Annotated in this window: 16 protein-coding genes; 10 read left to right on the top strand and 6 right to left on the bottom strand. The window is 63.6% G+C overall.

Annotated elements, in window-relative coordinates; translation table 11 throughout:
* Nucleotides 1-82: 82 nt before the first annotated feature.
* Complete coding sequence (locus FGL95_RS12920; protein ID WP_169587344.1) at nucleotides 83-1,480, bottom strand: AarF/UbiB family protein; 1,398 nt, start codon at nucleotides 1,478-1,480, stop codon at nucleotides 83-85.
* A 108-nt stretch (nucleotides 1,481-1,588) separates the two neighbouring features.
* On the opposite strand from FGL95_RS12920, the gene FGL95_RS12925 reads away from it, so the two are divergent.
* Nucleotides 1,589-2,182 carry a TetR/AcrR family transcriptional regulator gene (locus FGL95_RS12925; protein WP_169587346.1) on the top strand — a complete coding sequence of 198 codons (594 nt, stop codon included), beginning with the start codon at nucleotides 1,589-1,591 and terminating at the stop codon, nucleotides 2,180-2,182.
* Between the two features lie 30 nt (nucleotides 2,183-2,212).
* Here FGL95_RS12925 and FGL95_RS12930 read toward each other — a convergent pair whose 3' ends face one another.
* Nucleotides 2,213-2,668, bottom strand: a complete 456-nt coding sequence (locus FGL95_RS12930; protein ID WP_169587348.1) for a hypothetical protein — start codon at nucleotides 2,666-2,668, stop codon at nucleotides 2,213-2,215.
* Nucleotides 2,669-2,775: 107 nt separating this feature from the next.
* A complete protein-coding gene (locus FGL95_RS12935; protein ID WP_169587350.1) occupies nucleotides 2,776-4,278 on the bottom strand; it encodes an MFS transporter in 1,503 nt (500 codons plus the stop codon).
* Between the two features lie 109 nt (nucleotides 4,279-4,387).
* On the opposite strand from FGL95_RS12935, the gene FGL95_RS12940 reads away from it, so the two are divergent.
* Entirely contained in the window at nucleotides 4,388-5,071 is a 684-nt protein-coding gene (locus tag FGL95_RS12940; protein WP_338079840.1) for a TetR/AcrR family transcriptional regulator, read from the top strand.
* Here FGL95_RS12940 and FGL95_RS12945 read toward each other — a convergent pair whose 3' ends face one another.
* Both FGL95_RS12945 and FGL95_RS12950 read right to left on the bottom strand, forming a co-directional pair.
* The gene (locus FGL95_RS12945; protein ID WP_169587352.1) at nucleotides 5,072-5,962 is read right to left on the bottom strand and encodes an SGNH/GDSL hydrolase family protein; all 891 of its coding nucleotides are present in this window, start codon (nucleotides 5,960-5,962) and stop codon (nucleotides 5,072-5,074) included.
* Nucleotides 5,959-6,912, bottom strand: a complete 954-nt coding sequence (locus FGL95_RS12950; RefSeq protein ID WP_169587354.1) for a LysR substrate-binding domain-containing protein — start codon at nucleotides 6,910-6,912, stop codon at nucleotides 5,959-5,961. Before FGL95_RS12950 ends, FGL95_RS12945 begins: the two co-directional genes overlap by 4 nt.
* A 97-nt stretch (nucleotides 6,913-7,009) precedes the next feature.
* Here FGL95_RS12950 and FGL95_RS12955 point away from each other — a divergent pair, with 97 nt between their 5' ends.
* From FGL95_RS12955 to FGL95_RS12990, 8 genes are all read left to right on the top strand, one after another.
* Nucleotides 7,010-8,335 carry a D-arabinono-1,4-lactone oxidase gene (locus tag FGL95_RS12955; protein ID WP_169587356.1) on the top strand — a complete coding sequence of 442 codons (1,326 nt, stop codon included), beginning with the start codon at nucleotides 7,010-7,012 and terminating at the stop codon, nucleotides 8,333-8,335.
* Nucleotides 8,332-9,519 (top strand): amino acid deaminase/aldolase, encoded by a 1,188-nt coding sequence (locus FGL95_RS12960; protein WP_169587358.1) that lies wholly within the window; start codon nucleotides 8,332-8,334, stop codon nucleotides 9,517-9,519. Before FGL95_RS12955 ends, FGL95_RS12960 begins: the two co-directional genes overlap by 4 nt.
* Nucleotides 9,520-9,529: 10 nt before the next feature.
* Complete coding sequence (locus tag FGL95_RS12965) at nucleotides 9,530-10,582, top strand: metallophosphoesterase (RefSeq protein ID WP_169587359.1); 1,053 nt, start codon at nucleotides 9,530-9,532, stop codon at nucleotides 10,580-10,582.
* 71 nt (nucleotides 10,583-10,653) lie between these two features.
* Nucleotides 10,654-11,388: an SDR family NAD(P)-dependent oxidoreductase gene (locus tag FGL95_RS12970; protein ID WP_169587361.1), complete on the top strand. Its 735-nt coding sequence runs from the start codon at nucleotides 10,654-10,656 to the stop codon at nucleotides 11,386-11,388.
* Nucleotides 11,385-12,437 (top strand): alcohol dehydrogenase catalytic domain-containing protein, encoded by a 1,053-nt coding sequence (locus FGL95_RS12975; RefSeq protein WP_169587363.1) that lies wholly within the window; start codon nucleotides 11,385-11,387, stop codon nucleotides 12,435-12,437. Before FGL95_RS12970 ends, FGL95_RS12975 begins: the two co-directional genes overlap by 4 nt.
* A 3-nt stretch (nucleotides 12,438-12,440) precedes the next feature.
* Nucleotides 12,441-13,049 carry a TetR/AcrR family transcriptional regulator gene (locus FGL95_RS12980; protein WP_169587365.1) on the top strand — a complete coding sequence of 203 codons (609 nt, stop codon included), beginning with the start codon at nucleotides 12,441-12,443 and terminating at the stop codon, nucleotides 13,047-13,049.
* 10 nt (nucleotides 13,050-13,059) lie between these two features.
* On the top strand, nucleotides 13,060-14,349 hold the full coding sequence (locus tag FGL95_RS12985) for an acyl-CoA dehydrogenase family protein (RefSeq protein ID WP_169587367.1): 1,290 nt from the start codon (nucleotides 13,060-13,062) through the stop codon (nucleotides 14,347-14,349).
* A gap of 141 nt (nucleotides 14,350-14,490) precedes the next feature.
* Nucleotides 14,491-14,928: a hypothetical protein gene (locus FGL95_RS12990; RefSeq protein WP_169587369.1), complete on the top strand. Its 438-nt coding sequence runs from the start codon at nucleotides 14,491-14,493 to the stop codon at nucleotides 14,926-14,928.
* A gap of 63 nt (nucleotides 14,929-14,991) precedes the next feature.
* Here FGL95_RS12990 and FGL95_RS12995 read toward each other — a convergent pair whose 3' ends face one another.
* Nucleotides 14,992-15,405, bottom strand: a complete 414-nt coding sequence (locus FGL95_RS12995; RefSeq protein ID WP_169587371.1) for a VOC family protein — start codon at nucleotides 15,403-15,405, stop codon at nucleotides 14,992-14,994.
* Between the last annotated feature and the right edge of the window lies 1 nt (nucleotide 15,406).

Genomic DNA, 15,406 nt, shown 5'->3' on the forward strand with positions numbered 1-15,406 from the left:
GTCGCTACCGCCTCGCCTGCCGTCCTTCCCGCCAGACCGACTAGCGACGCCGCTCGACCGACGCGACTAATGTGTTCGCCATTCATAGCGACGCCCCCCAGAACGCCATGTCCCGCTCACCCATCGGCGTTGCCGCCGGACCGCCGCGGTCCCACTCGGATCGGATGGCTTCCCACGGCGCGGTCGCGCGGAGGGCGCCGAGCACCGAGTTCATGCCTACGTCGATACGGACCATCATCGTGTACTGCGGATCAGGTGAAAGCGTGCTCAGCACATCGCGATACGGACCGATCGGCGAGAACTTGACCGCCACCGCCTCTCCTGCGGTGGATGCCGAGCAGGTGTAAGGCTGCGGTTCGGTCAACGATTCCATGCCTCGCCGATACCAGTCGAGCAGCTGCTGCCGATCCGGCTCGGCGCTCGGCGACAGGAAGCCCATGCGGCGCATGACTTTCGCGAGTTCATCGCCGTCGCGGTCGACCGCTGCCGACACCGACGCCTTCATATCACCGACGCGGACCGCATCCAAGCGCTTGATGCAACCGAAGTCGAGAAAGGTCACGCTGCCATCGTCGTGGAATAGATAGTTGCCCGGGTGCGGGTCCGCGTGGAAGAGCAGCAATCGACGCACGCTACCGATCGCAAAACGAAATATTGCTTCGCCCCACCTATCGCGGAGCGCGATGTCGGCTTCGATTGCTTCCGAAAACCGCTTACCCTCAACAAGTTCCATCGTCAGAACGCGACTGGTGGTGTACTCCGAACAGACCTCGGGCACGCGGATGAACGGGTGCCCTCGGTAGTGGTCGGCGAATTCCGCTTGATTCTTCGCCTCGACGAGGTAGTCGATTTCCTCGCCGATTCGCTCGGATACCTCGGCAGCGATCGAGCGAACGTCGAATCCGATCGAGTTGGGCGCCATGCCTTTGAGCACTTGGAGGAAGGTCGCCAGTAGCTCGGCGTTGTCGAGGTCGGCGCGAATCGCTTTCGCCACACCCGGGTACTGAACTTTGACGGCGACGCGCCGCCCGTCGTGCAGTCTGCCTGCGTGAACCTGGCCGATCGACGCTGCACCGAGGGGCTCTCGGTCGAATTCTGCGAAGACCTGCTCAGGTGGCCCACCCAACTCGGCTTCGATGACTGCCACGACGTCGGAGTACGGCATCGGCGGCGCGCTGTCCTGCAGCCGGGCGAGCGCGCGCTGGTAGACGGACTGACTCGAGCCAGGAACGGCTGGCCCGAAGGTGGTGAAGGACAGAATCTGGCCGGCCTTCATCAAGACGCCTTTGGACTGACCAAGCCGGTCGGCGTAGCGCTGCGCATTTCGTTCCTGCCGCCCCGACCGCTCGGCCCGACCTGTTCTGCGACGCAGCGACGAGACGACCGCCTCCCCCGCGGTCCGGCCGGCAAGCCCGACGAGTGGCGCCGCGCGACCGACCCGGCTTCCACTCGAGATGTGGGACTTTCGCTGATCCGCCACTGTGACCCCTATTGAAGTGCCGCTTTGATCACCTCAGTGAACACTTAGTTCGCTGCGCCGTCAACCTCTCTGGTTGACCCTTCGCGAGGCTCAGTGTTCACTTAGACCATGGCCACGGCAACCCTCACTCGAGATCGCATCCTCGACGCAGCCATGGAACTGTTCAGCGAGAACGGGTTCCGCGGCACGAGCATTACGCAGATCGAGACTGCAGCCGGACTGACGCCAGGCGCAGGCGGTATCTACCACCACTTCAGGACCAAGGAGTCGTTGCTCGAAGCTGGGCTGGCGCGCCATCTCGATCGACTGCTCGCACTGCGCGACATCACGAAGTTGATGGCGGGCCTAGGCGACCTCCGCGCCGAACTGATGCTGATGGCTCGGTACGTGCTGTCGGAAATGGACAACGAGCAGACTCTGCTTCGCATCCTCGCTACCGAGTCGCGATCGCGGCCACACGTTCTCGACGGTGGCGTCGAGGAACTGGTTCGACGAAGCTACTCCGGTTTTGCGGGTTGGCTGGTCGACGAAGCGAATCTGACGCGCGAACGGGCCGAAAGAATCGCCGTCGTCGGGCTCGGAGCGTTGCTGTCCGCGCGACTTATCCCGACGCTGTTCTCCGTCACGCCCACCGACGTGAGCGACGAAGACTTCGTCAAGACCTGGGTCGAAATGATGGTGCGGACGATCGAAGAGTCGTAGTCCGCACTCCCAGGCCTTGACGAAAGACGTTCAGCCTTCGATGGTTTCGCACGCCCACTCGGTCCAGTCGGTGGTCGCCGAATTCTTCGCCCGCGTGCAGACCGTGCTGTTCGCCTCGAAGTTTCGGCCGTAATTGACGACCGCATAGTCACCACCGGTGTAGACCACCGCGGCGGCAAGGCAGCCGGTCAGGTTGACCGATTGGACCATCCGCTGCCCACCCTGCGGGGTGTAGGCGATTTCGTGCTGCCGGTCGCACACGTTGTCGGTCGCAATCGACGCAGGTTGACCGAAGTAGAACTGCGACGCAACGCTCTCGACGTAAGTTCCGCTCCCCCGGACGTTGATGCAATTGTGTGCGAGCACACCACCTTTGGACCAGGTGCAGCCGTTCGCGTCCGCCGCCGCCCGTGGTGCCGAGACGACGCTGATCGCCGCCGACGCAGCGATTCCGGCCAGCGCAAATACAGCAGATTTCTTCAACATTTTCGTACTCCCCCATTGCGAATGTGAATCTCCCCGCAACGAGTAAACCACAAAGTGAGCCTTTCCGAAGTTCAGGGACTCCGGAAAGACTCACCAGGGGTTGACGCTCAGTGCACTGCGAGGACCAGTTCACCCTCACTCGGCGCCGGAACTTCGTTGCGTAGCAACACCGCGGAGATGACCGCGCCGATCAGAAAGATTCCCGTCGCCCACCAGAAGGTGGCTGTGTAGCTCGCGACTGCGGCGTGTGCGGCCGTGTCAGGCGACAACGCCTTGCCTGCAAGGAAATTGGTCGATGCAGTCGCTGCGATCGTGGAAAGCAATGCCGTACCGATCGATCCGCCGACCTGCTGCATCGTGTTGACCATTGCGGAGGCCACACCGGCGTCTTCGTGCTCGACCCGGGAGGTAGCGCCTTGGAACGCCGTCGCCATCGAGGCACCCAAACCCAGGCCCATCAGGAGCAGTCCGGGCAGGATGTGCAGCGCGTAAGTGCTGTCGACGTCGATCTGAGTCAGGAACGCCATACCGGCGGCGCCGACGATCATTCCGGTGGTCATCAGCACTCGCGCACCGATCTTCGGCAAGAAGATCTGCGAAGACGTCACCGACGAAAGCACCATTGCGGCAACCATCGGCAGGAACGCGAGGCCGGTCATGATCGGCGAGAAGCCCAGGATCAGCTGCAGGTAATACGTCAGGAAGAGGAAGACCGCGAACATGCCGGCCCCGACCACGAAGACTGCGAGGTAGGACGCACCGCGGGTGCGGTCCAAGACGATTCGCAGCGGCAGCAGTGGGTTGGCAACGCGCCGTTGGATGGTGACGAACACGGCTAGCAACACGACGCCGACAGTCAGCCAGCCGATGGTCGAATAGTCGCCCCAGCCTTGCGATTCGGCCTGCGAGAAGCCGTACACGATGCTGAACAGTGCGCCGGTGACGGTGAACGTACCCGGCAAGTCGAGCTTCGGCCGGTTACCCGACACATGCTTAGCCAGCAGCAGCGAAGCACCGACGATCGCGACGGCCGCGAAGATCAGGTTCACGTACATCGCCCAGCGCCAGGACGCCCATTCGGTCAGCATGCCACCGAGCAACATACCGATCGCGCCGCCTGCGCCGGCGATGGCACCGAAGATGCCGAAAGCCTTTGCGCGTTCACGTGGTTCGGTGAAGGTGACAGTCAACAGCGACAATGCGGCCGGTGCGAGCATCGCGCCGAACACACCCTGGCCTGCGCGTGCGATGACCAGCATTTCGAAGCTCGTTGCCGCGCCGCCGACTGCAGAGGCAACGGCGAAGCCGGCGAGTCCGGTGAGGAACATCGTGCGGCGGCCGAAGAGGTCGCTGAGCCTGCCACCGAGCAGCAAGAGGCTGCCGAATGCGAGCGCGTACGCAGTCACTACCCACTGCCGGTTCGCGTCGGAGAAGCCGAGGGAATGCTGGGCTGCGGGCAGCGCGATGTTCACGACTGTCGCGTCGAGCACAACCATGAGTTGGGACAGTCCGAGTACGCCGAGCACCCACCAACGAGCGGCGTGCGATCCGCGCCGGCTCGCGAGAGACGTTGCGGGCGGCGTCTCGGCTTCGATTGTTGCGGTGGTCATATTTACCTCGAAGTCTAAATCGGAGGTATCTCCTCCGGTTAAGAAAGACCGTAGCACGGTAACGGAGAAGATGTCTCCACTTATTCGGAAACCTTGCTAGAATGGGCTTGTGAACCCCGTCACGACCACCTCGTCAACCGCCACCGCTCCCCGTCCTCTGCGCGCCGACGCTGCCCGAAATCAGCGGCGCATCATCGCTGCTGCGCGAGAACTGTTTGCGACTCGCGGTCTCGACATCACGTTGGACGACGTGGCAGAGCACGCGGGCGTTGGCGTCGGGACCGTGTACCGGAGGTTCGCGAACAAGCAGGAACTGATCGACGGGGTCTTCGAGCAGCACGTCGAAACCATGGCTGAACAGGCCGAATGCGCCTTGGCCAATCCCGACCCCTGGGAAGGTCTCGTTGCATATTTCGAGTTCGCGTGCCGCAATATGGCTGCCAACCGCGGTCTCGGCGAAGTGATCATGGGCCTCGACGACGGGCGCGACCGCGTCGCGACGATGCGCGAACGGATGCAGCCAGCCGTCGAGAAGTTGATCGATCGCGCTCGCAGCGCGGGCGCACTGCGTCCGGACGCCGAGCCGGGCGATTTCTATGCGCTCATCCACATGGTCGACGCGATTGCCGACTTCTCCCGGAACGTGAACCCAGACGCGTGGCGCCGCTATTTCGCGGTTGTGTGCGACGGCCTACGCGCCGACTGCACACCGCGCGGTGAGTTGCCGAGCTACCCCCTCACGCACGAGCAGATCCACGAAGCCAAGTCGAGCTGCTTCAACCGTCGACGCTGATCAGTCGTTCACAGCAGCCAGCACCGACCGCGCTTGAAAGTCTGCGCCGAGTTGATTCGGATGCAGCGGGACCGCCAGACCTGGCGGATCGGCAGAAAACGGGATCAGCCCCTCGACCCACCGAACGCCAGGAGGCTGGCACGCATCGTGGCCGAGGCTTCCCGAATAGGTATCGACGAGCTCGACGCCCACCTGGGACGCAGCGCTCGCCAACATGGCATTCAGTTCGATCAGCTTGTCCGCGAGCCATAGAGCGTCGCCGTCCGCAATCGGGACCATCGGATAGCAGCTGACGCCAGGCGTCACGCCGGCCATGAAGTTCACCAACAAGATTCGAGCCCGAGGCGACCGTTCGCGGACTCCGTCGAGCGTCCCGACAATCTTGGCTTGGGCATTGGCGATGTTCACCGAGATCTTGTCGACCCCGTTGATCGTCCATCTGTCCTTGCATGGTGAGCCGAACGCGGTCGGGCTGCCGCAACGCAGCGCCGCAGACATCAGGTCGATGTCGTTACCACCGATGCCAACCGTCACCAAATCCGTTGTCGGAGTAAGCCGATCGAACTGGGGCGGGTTCGGCGGCCCCACAAGAGGGCTTTGCGAACCCACCATGTCGACAGTCTTCGCCGACGAGCAAGTCGCATCGCGGAAGACCGGCACGTTCAACGCAGCAGCGACTTGCTTCGGGTAATCCCGCGAGCTTTGTACACATCCCTCGGGCACGAACTGGGTCGTGATCTGCGTCAACGTCGCATCCGCCGAGTACGAGTCACCCAGGGCGACGTACTCGGTGTAAGCCGGTGCGGCAGACGCTGCAGGGACCGACCCGGCGCTGAGAGTCGCGCCGATCGCCAATGCGGTCACGATCTGTGGCAGTCGACTCGCTGTCATGATCTGGCCCTCTTGTTCTGTCGGTCCTCGAACGGGTGCTCGATCGCCGCGACGAGGTCGGTTTCCCGGTCCCGAACCTCGAACACGGTCTTGACAAAGCGCTCGACCAGCGGCGTTCGCTTGCTTTTCGCCCAGCCGATCGCTACGACCGATCCCGCCACGTCGTCGATCGGAATGTATCGAACACCGAACTGCGGCGTATATCTGCTCGCTGCAGCGACTGTCACGGTCGCGCCGACACCCGAGGCCACCAACGCGAGCTCTTCGGTGTGCGAACTCGTGAGCGCGACGACGGGAGCGCGAGTTCCGCCGCGGTAGTCCTCCAACGTCCACATCCGTCGCCACAGCTCATCGGGCGTCCTCGCGACTACGAGCGGCTCGGCGAGCAATTCGCGGACCGACACCGATTCACGTTGCGCAAGCCGGTGACTCGCCGCCATGCCGACCACCAACGGCTCGACGAATAGTGGTTCGAGTTCGATGTCGGCGGCCGAGAGCGGCGGCCGCAGGATGGCAACGTCGGACGATCCGTCGGCCAACCCTGCGGACGGATCGTCGAAGCCGAACTCCCGTAGTTGGATGTGAATGCCGGGATTCGTGGCGCCGAACGCGGTCACGATCGGTTCCATCAATTCCATCGCCCCGCCGACGAGGAAGCCCAACCGCAGAATCCCGACGTCACCCTGCGCGACTCGCCGTGCGGCGTCCACTCCAGCATCGATCGTCGCAAGTGCCTCACGCGCCGTCGAAAGAAAAACTACGCCTGCTGGCGTAAGACCGACCGATCGCGTTGTCCTCGTAAGCAATTGCGCGCCGACGTCGTCTTCGAGTTCGCGTATCTGCTTCGACACGGCCTGCTGAGCGACGAAAAGCCGCGCCGCTGCGCGGCTGAAGTTCAGCTCGTCTGCAACGGCGACAAAGTAGCGAAGCTTCCGGGTGGAGACATCCACAACTGATGATTGTAGGTAACAGATCGACACGATGTTTCCCTTTGCGGCGATTCCGTAGGACTGTGGAGAGACACCGACGTCGACGTAAGGACCATCGATGACCTCGCAGCCTTGGCGGAACTGGAGCGGGCGACTTGCTGCCAATCCGGTTCGCGTCGAGCATCCAGCCGACGTCGACGCGGTGGCGACCGCAGTCAAGACCGCGGCATCGGCGGGGTTGCGAGTAAAAGCCGCAGGCAGCGGGCATTCGTTCTCCGAGATCGGACTGCCCGACGGGGTCCTGCTTCGCCTCGATCGATTGACCGGCATCCTCTACAGCGACACCGACACCGGACTTGTCACCGTCGCCGCGGGCACTCCGCTGTACGAGCTGAATCCCGCGCTCGCCCAACTTGGTTTGGCGATGGAGAACCTCGGCGATATCGACAGGCAGACGATCAGCGGCGCGACCGCGACGGGAACGCACGGCACCGGCGTCGGCCTCGGGAGCATCTCCACGCAAATTCGCGCGCTCGAGATCGTGCTGGCCGATGGGTCGATCGTGACGTGTTCGGCGACCGAGCGCCCTGAACTGTTCGCCGCGGCTCGTGTAGGCCTCGGCGCTCTGGGAATCGTGACATCGATTACGTTGCAATGTGTTCCGAGTTTCGCCTTGCACGTCGTCGAAGAAGCGATGCCGTTGGCGGACGTGCTCGATCAACTCGACGACCTGGTCGATGGGAACGATCACTTCGAGTTCTTCTGGTTCCCCCACTCCAAGACGGCACTCACTCGGCGCTGCACCAGACTTCCCGCGACGACGCCGCTCCGACAGCTAGGTGCCACTCGTCGGAGGCTCGACGAGTTCAGCGCGAACACAGTGTTCGAGGGACTACTGCGCGTGGGGACCAGGCAGCCGAGGCTCGTCCCTGCGATCACGCGGTTGGGGGCGCGCCTCATGGGCAGTAGCGATTTCGTCGACGAGTCACACCTCGCGCTGGCGTCCCGACGCGACGTGCGTTTCAACGAAGGTGAATTCGCCTTCGACCGCGCGAAGGCAGTGTCCGTACTACGCGAGATCGAGCACTTCGCCGACCACACGGACGAGAAGATCTCGTTCCCGCTCGAAGTGCGTTTCGTTGCCGCGGACGACATTACGCTCGCCCCGACCTCGGGGCGGACCAGCTGCTACATCGCGTTCCACCAGTATCACCGCATGCCGTACGAGTCTTACTTCGCTTCGGTGGAAGCGATATTCGCCGGAGTCGACGCACGACCACATTGGGGGAAGATGCACACGCTCGACGCCGCCACGCTGCGCACCCGCTACCCGAGGTTCGACGAATTCGTCGGTCTGCGTGACGAACTCGATCCGCACGGCGTCTTCACCAACGCCTACTTGAACCGCGTCCTCGGCGAGCCCGTATCGAGCGGCGACAAATGAGCCCGGACTTCGTCGGGCTGCAGAACGCGACCGCACACCTGCAGCCTCCGTTCGCCGTCATCGACCGCGCTGCGCTGCTGACCAATGCGGACGACATGGTTCGGCGCGCGAACGGTACGCCGATCAGGCTCGCCAGCAAGTCGGTCCGGTGCCGCGAGATCATGCGATCGGTCCTGAAAATGGACGGCTACCAAGGAATTCTGGCCTTCACCCTCCCGGAGGCCATCTGGCTGGCCGACGACTTCGACGATGTTCTCGTCGCTTACCCCACCGTCGATACAGACGCATTGCGGCAGTTGGCGAGCGATGCACACCTCGCGGCGAAGGTCACCATCATGGTCGATTCGATCGCCCACCTCGACTTCCTCACTGCCACAGTCGGAACCGATGGAACTCCGTTGCGGCTGTGTCTCGATCTGGACGCGTCCTTGGAATACCTGGACGGCCGCGTGCATATCGGCGCTCGACGTTCGCCGCTGCACACACCTGACCAGGCGGCTGCCCTCACACGGGAAATAGTGTCCCGTAAAGAGTTTCGGCTCGTCGGACTGATGTGCTACGAGGCGCAGATCGCCGGCGTCGGCGACGACGCTCCCGGACCGTTGTTGCGACGGCTGGCAATTCGAGCGATGCAACACGTTTCGGGGAGCGAACTGCGCGACCGTCGCGCCGCCGTCGTCGACGCGGTTCGGGCAATCGCTCCGCTGGAGTTCGTGAACGGCGGCGGGACAGGAACATTGGAGACGACGTCCGCCGAGACTGCAGTCACCGAACTCGGCGCCGGCTCGGGGCTGTACGGTCCGGCGTTGTTCGATACCTATCGCCATTTCAAGCCGTTGCCTGCTGCATTCTTCGTTCTCTCGGTTGTCCGGCGGCCTACTCCCGAAATCGCCACGGTTCTCGGCGGTGGCTGGATAGCGTCGGGGGCGGCCGGACCCGATCGATTGCCGACCCCGGCGTGGCCCGAAGGCCTCGGCCTCATCGCCGCCGAGGGTGCTGGCGAGGTGCAGACTCCGCTCCAAGGTCCGGGTGCCGCCGACCTCGCCATCGGGGACCGAGTCTGGTTCCGACACACCAAGGCCGGCGAACTGTGCGAACACGCAGACGTATTGCACTTCGTCGAGGACGGTCGCATCGTGGAATCCCTGCCGACCTACCGCGGAGAAGGCAAGATATTCGCGTGAGGCATTCGCGATGACCGTGATCACTCGACGCACCCTGCTCGGCGGATCGCTGGCGGCGGCCGCAGCCCTCGGCGCCACCTTGGTCCCCGGCGGCGCACCAGCCCGAGCCTCAACGAAATTCCCGTTCCCGAGCGGCCAGAACTTGACCGTTCTCGTCACCGGCGATGCCGGAACCGGCGAGGCTGGCCAGCTTGCTGTCGCGACCGCGGCACGAAAACTGTTCGCCGACGAGCCGCTCTCACTCGCAATCGGTCTCGGCGACAACATCTACGAAGACGGCCCCGAATCCCCCGACGACGACGAGTTCGCCACCAAGTTCGAGGTCCCCAACGCTGGGCTGGACGTGCCGTGGCTGATGGCGCTCGGCAACCATGACAACACGCTGATCCTCCCTGGCGACGGCAGTTGGCTGGAGCGAGGTAACAACGAAGTCGGGTATCACGCCCGCTCGCCACGCTGGTGGATGCCGTCGCGGTACTACTCGGTCGCGCTACCTGCGGCGAGCCCCATCGCAGAGTTCTTCGTGCTCGACCTGAATCCTTTGTGCGCCTACATTCCCCAGTTGCTCGGCTATTGGGCGCCGAACGGTCAGTACATGACAGAACAACGAAAGTGGCTGCGCGACGGTCTATCCGCCTCGACTGCGCGGTGGAAATTCGTGTGCAACCACTTCCCGTACATCGCCAACGGGCCACACGGGAGCGCAGGCGCCTACGACGGCGTTCCTGGCCTCCTCCCCCACGCGAACGGCACCTTCGTCAAAGAGCTGTTCGACCAGGAGGTCATCGGGCGTGCCCAGTTCCTTCTTGCCGGTCACGACCATTCGCAACAGGTCCTCGCGCCGACTGCAGCCACGGGCGGTGCCCACCAGATCGTGAGCGGGGCCGCCGCCAAAACGGTCGGCGGTCAATCGCGCATCACCAATCCCGCGCTCTACCAGAACTTCTCTAGCCTCGGCTTCATGGTTCTCGACATCTCTCCCGCCGCGGTCTCGGTCCGCGTCTATACAGTCGACGTCACGACGTCGGCCGCGACGCTCGCCTTTGCGCAGCGCCTCGCGTAGCGATCGCGCGACACCCCTGGACAACACCGCGCGCGTCATTTAATGTACCGACCGATACATTCGGAGGTGCTATGAACGGCAAAGTGGCCGTGGTAACCGGTGGCAGTCGTGGGCTCGGGAAGGCAATGGTCCGTGCGTTCGCGCAGGCCGGAGCCGATGTCGTAATCGCGAGCCGCAAGGTCGAGGCGTGTGAAGAGCTGGCGGAGGAAATCCGCGAGGAATACGGCCGACGCGCCCTTCCAGTGGCATGCAACGTCAGCGATTGGTCGCAATGCGACGCGTTGGTCGAGACCGCCTACGCCGAATTCGGAAAGGTCGACGTTCTCGTCAACAACGCCGGACTCTCCCCCTTGTACCCGAGCCTGGACCAGGTCAGCGAGGCGTTGTTCGACAAGGTCATCGGCGTCAATCTCAAAGGGCCGTTTCGCCTTTCGTCGCTGATCGGCAGTCGTATGGCAGCGGGTGACGGCGGGTCCATCATCAACATCAGCTCGATTGCCGCGATTCGACCCGACACCAACGCCGTTCCCTACGGTGCCGCCAAAGCCGGTCTGAACGCCTTGACCGAAGGGGTTGCGCACGCGTTCGGTCCGAAGGTGCGGTGCAATGCGATCCAGTGCGGACCGTTCGCCACCGACATCGCCGCTGCGTGGCCCGAGAATGCCCGCGAGTTCCTCGGCCGACAACTCGCTCTCGGCCGAGTCGGCGAAGCGGAAGACATCGTCGGCGCCGCAATGTATTTCGCGACCGACGCGTCGGCATATTGCACGGGAACGATCCTGCGACTCGACGGCGGATGGCGATGAAGGCGCTCCTGTACGAAGGTCCGCAGGCGATCCGGTACCGCGACATGCCGGATCCGACGCTCGTCGACGACCGTGGGGCTCTCGTTCGGGTGACGTCGGCGGGGATCTGCGGCAGCGACCTGCACATCTACGGCGGTCACGGCTTCAGCCCGGACCTCGGCTTCTGCGTCGGCCACGAAGCGGTCGGCGAGGTCGTCGAAGTCGGCTCTGCGGTGCGACGGTTCGCGGTCGGCGATCGGGTTCTCGTCGCCGCGTCGGTGGGCTGCGCGGGGTGCCCGGCATGTTGGTCCGGCCAGGTCTCGCGCTGTGAGAATCTCACGAGCCCCCTCGACGCCTGCTACGGTCTGAGCTCGAAACTACAAGGCGGACAGGCCGAATTCCTCGCTGTCCCCCGGGCAGACGGCAACCTCGCGCACCTTCCCGACTCGATTTCCGACGAAGCGGGAGTTGTGTTGGCGGACAACGCCGCGACCGCGTGGTACGGGGCGCGACGCGCGCGTATCCAACCGGGTGAGACCGTCGCGGTGATCGGACTCGGTCCGGTCGGCTTGATGGCAGTCCAATCGGCGTTCGCAATGGGAGCCGCCCGCGTCCTCGGCGTCGACCTGGTGGCGCAACGACGCGACCGTGCCGCAGAGATGGGTGCCGAACCCATGGACGGCGACGACCCGAAGACTCACATCCGCTCCGTGACAGGCGGACTCGGCGCCGATGTTGCCATCGAAGCGGTCGGGGCGGACGCAACGATCAGCCTCGCCACCAGCGCGGTCAGGCGGGGTGGCAGGGTCGGCGTCATCGGCGTCAGCCAGAACACCAAGTACTCGTTCAACATGCCGCTTGCCCAGGTCAAGGAGTTGGAGTTCACAATCGGGCTGTGCTCGATTCAGTACGAGCTCCCGGCATTGCTGGCTTTGACTGCGGCAGGCCGGCTGAATCCTGAAGCCGTTGTCTCCCATCGGCTCCCACTATCGGACGGCGAGCGCGCGTACGCCATGTTCGCCGGCCGGGAAGACGGGGTCAGCAAGATCGTCCTCGACCCTTCGGCCTGACTGATGACACAACCCCGACGCGGTCGGCCACCGGCACAGGATTCGGCTGACACTCGCGACCGAATCATCGAAGCAGCGACAGAGCTGTTCGCCACCAAAGGATTTCACGGAACAGGCGTTGCAGAGATCGGGACCCGCGCCGATGTGCAGCGTGGCGCGTTGTATTACCACATCAAGTCCAAGGAGGACTTGCTCTGGGGGATTTTGCGCGACTACACGAATGTTCTCCTCGCCGAAGCCGAGGCGGTATCGGCAACCGACGACGACCCGACCACCAAGTTGCACAACCTGATCCGCAGCCACGTCACACTGATCGTCAAGTATCAGCGCGAGGTCGGAATCCAGATCAAAGACTCCGGTGCGCTCACCGGCGGCAGTGCTGCGCAACTACAGGAACTGCGCGATCGGGTCCAGCAGCAGTGGCAACAGGTACTCGACGACGGTTGCGCTACAGGCGATTTCCGTACGAACGACCACGTGATCACCAACAGCCTGCTCGGCTTGGTGAACATGGTGTGGTTTTGGTACCGCCCCGGCGGTTCGAGCACACCGACCGAGATTGCCCACATGATCGCCGCCATGGTTTTCGACGGGATCACCACACGAAATTGAGGAGTGTTCCATGGCATGGGATTTCGAGACCGACCCGGAATTTCAAGTGTTGCTCGACTGGGCCGACGAATTCGTCCGCACTGAGGTCGAACCGCTGGATTACGTGTTCGCCAATCCATACGACCGCAGCGACAAAGCGGCGATGGAGTTCACCGCACCGCTCAAACAGGCCGTCAAGGACCATGGACTGTGGGCCTGCCACCTCGGTCCGGAGTTGGGCGGTCAAGGGTTCGGGCAGCTCAAGCTCGGATTGCTCAACGAGGTGCTCGGCCGGTCATTGTGGGCGCCGTCGATTTTCGGCTGTCAGGCGCCGGACTCCGGCAACAGCGAGATCCTCGCGCACTACGGCACTGCAGAACAGAAGGCCCGTTATCTGCAGCCGCTGCTCGACGGCGATATCGGCTCCTGCTACTCGATGACCGAACCGCAAGCAGGTTCGGACCCGACGCTGTTCACCACTCGCGCCGTGCGCGATGGTGATTCGTGGGTGATCAACGGCGAGAAGTGGTTCAACTCCGTCGCCGCGTTCGCCGAGTTCTTCATCGTGATGGCCGTGACGAACCCCGAAGCCAGCGCGTACCAAGGCATGTCGATGTTCATCGTCCCCGCGGGGACGCCTGGCCTGGAGATTGTCCGCAATGTGACGGTCCATGGGTTCAGCGAGCACGAGGGGTACGTCCGCTACACCGACGTTCGGGTTCCTGCAGACCACCTGCTCGGACCTGAGGGCGGCGCCTTCGTCGTCGCCCAGACCCGCCTGGGTGGTGGTCGCGTGCACCACGCGATGCGCACAGTCGCGTTGGTGCAGAAGGCATTCGACATGATGTGCGAGCGGGCGGTCTCACGTCAGGTCCGTACGGGGACGCTCGGTTCGTTGCAGATGACACAAGAGCGGATTGCGGACAGCTGGATCGAGATGGAGCAGTTCCGGCTGCTCGTGCTGCGGACCGCGTGGCGGATCGACCGCTACAACGACTACCTGAAGGTCCGTAAAGACATCGCCGCCATCAAGGTCGCGATGCCCAAGGTGATGCACGATGTCGCGCAACGCGCGCTCCACCTGCACGGCGCGCTCGGCGTCTCGGAGGAGATGCCGTTCGCGCAGATGATGCTGTACGCCGAAGTGATGGGAATCGCCGACGGACCGACCGAGGTCCACAAGGTCACGCTGGCCAAGCAGATCCTCCGCGATTACCAACCGGCGGAAGGCTTGTGGCCGAGCAGCCACATTCCGGCGCTGTGGGAGAAGGCGCAGCAACACGTCGCCGCGCGAATGGAGCACGTAGTCGGCAACCTCTGACGCGCCGTGTCCCCCGATCGGGGGACATCAGGTGTGGCCGGTGGGTGGACAGACGCGGAGTCGCGATCGAGGGATAGTTATCTCATGGCCGGAACACAACCGGCCGAACCCGAAAATCGCACTCAGACAGGAACTTTCGCCATGACTGCCACGATCACGCACCTTCGCCCCACCGATACCGCCACACCCGTCCGCGGCAAGTCGATTGCGATCACCATCACCAACCACACCGACGAGATCCTCGTGCTGGTCGGCACCACCAAGTCGAAGGGCAAATGGATCACGGCGCCGACCGCGTACCTCGCTCCGCACACCTATCAGGTGGTCCGCGCACTGACGCCGGAATCCGATCGCTTCGACGTCGCACTCACATACTCGTTGTCGGGCCGCCGCCACGTCACCCTGCGAGCGGGGAGCAACGGAAGCTCGGTCAACATCGACCGTGGCCGATACCGTCAAGCGCACGGCGACCTTCGAGTCGGGTCGATCATCACGGGAAGTGCGGAGAACATGCGCGCAGCCTTCGACGTCGGACTGCCCTTACCGACGCCGCACGCACCGCGCCTTCCGCCCCGCTGACCCTCGTGAGTCTTTTTGGAGTCCAGGGACTCCAAAAAGACTCACAAGGGGTTGGGGCAGTAGCTATTTCAGCACCACCAATTCCAAGGCAATGTTGTCGGGATCCCGAAATTCCAAGATGTACATCGCGCCGGCGTCCTTGATGCCGGCGTGGGCAATGCCGTTCTCGTCCAGGAACGCCGCCGCAGCGTCGAGCGCGGACCGATCGGCAAGGGTGAAGGCGAGGTGGTCGAGTCCAACTCGATTTTCGTCGAACGTGTCCGACGCGACGGGCCGCAACCCGAGCAGCGACTCTCCGACCTTGTAAATCACGCCGCCGAACAGAAACCAGTACTTCTCCCGCGTCGCATCGTCGGCGTCGGCGGGAAGCTCCCATGCGACCGGCCATCCGAACAGAGCTTCGTAGAACGCGCGCGACCGCTCGATGTCGGTGACAGTCAGCCGGACGTGTGAAAACGAATTCGTGGCGATAGGCATG

Source organism: Antrihabitans stalactiti, from assembly GCF_012932915.1.
Classification (GTDB): domain Bacteria; phylum Actinomycetota; class Actinomycetes; order Mycobacteriales; family Mycobacteriaceae; genus Antrihabitans; species Antrihabitans stalactiti.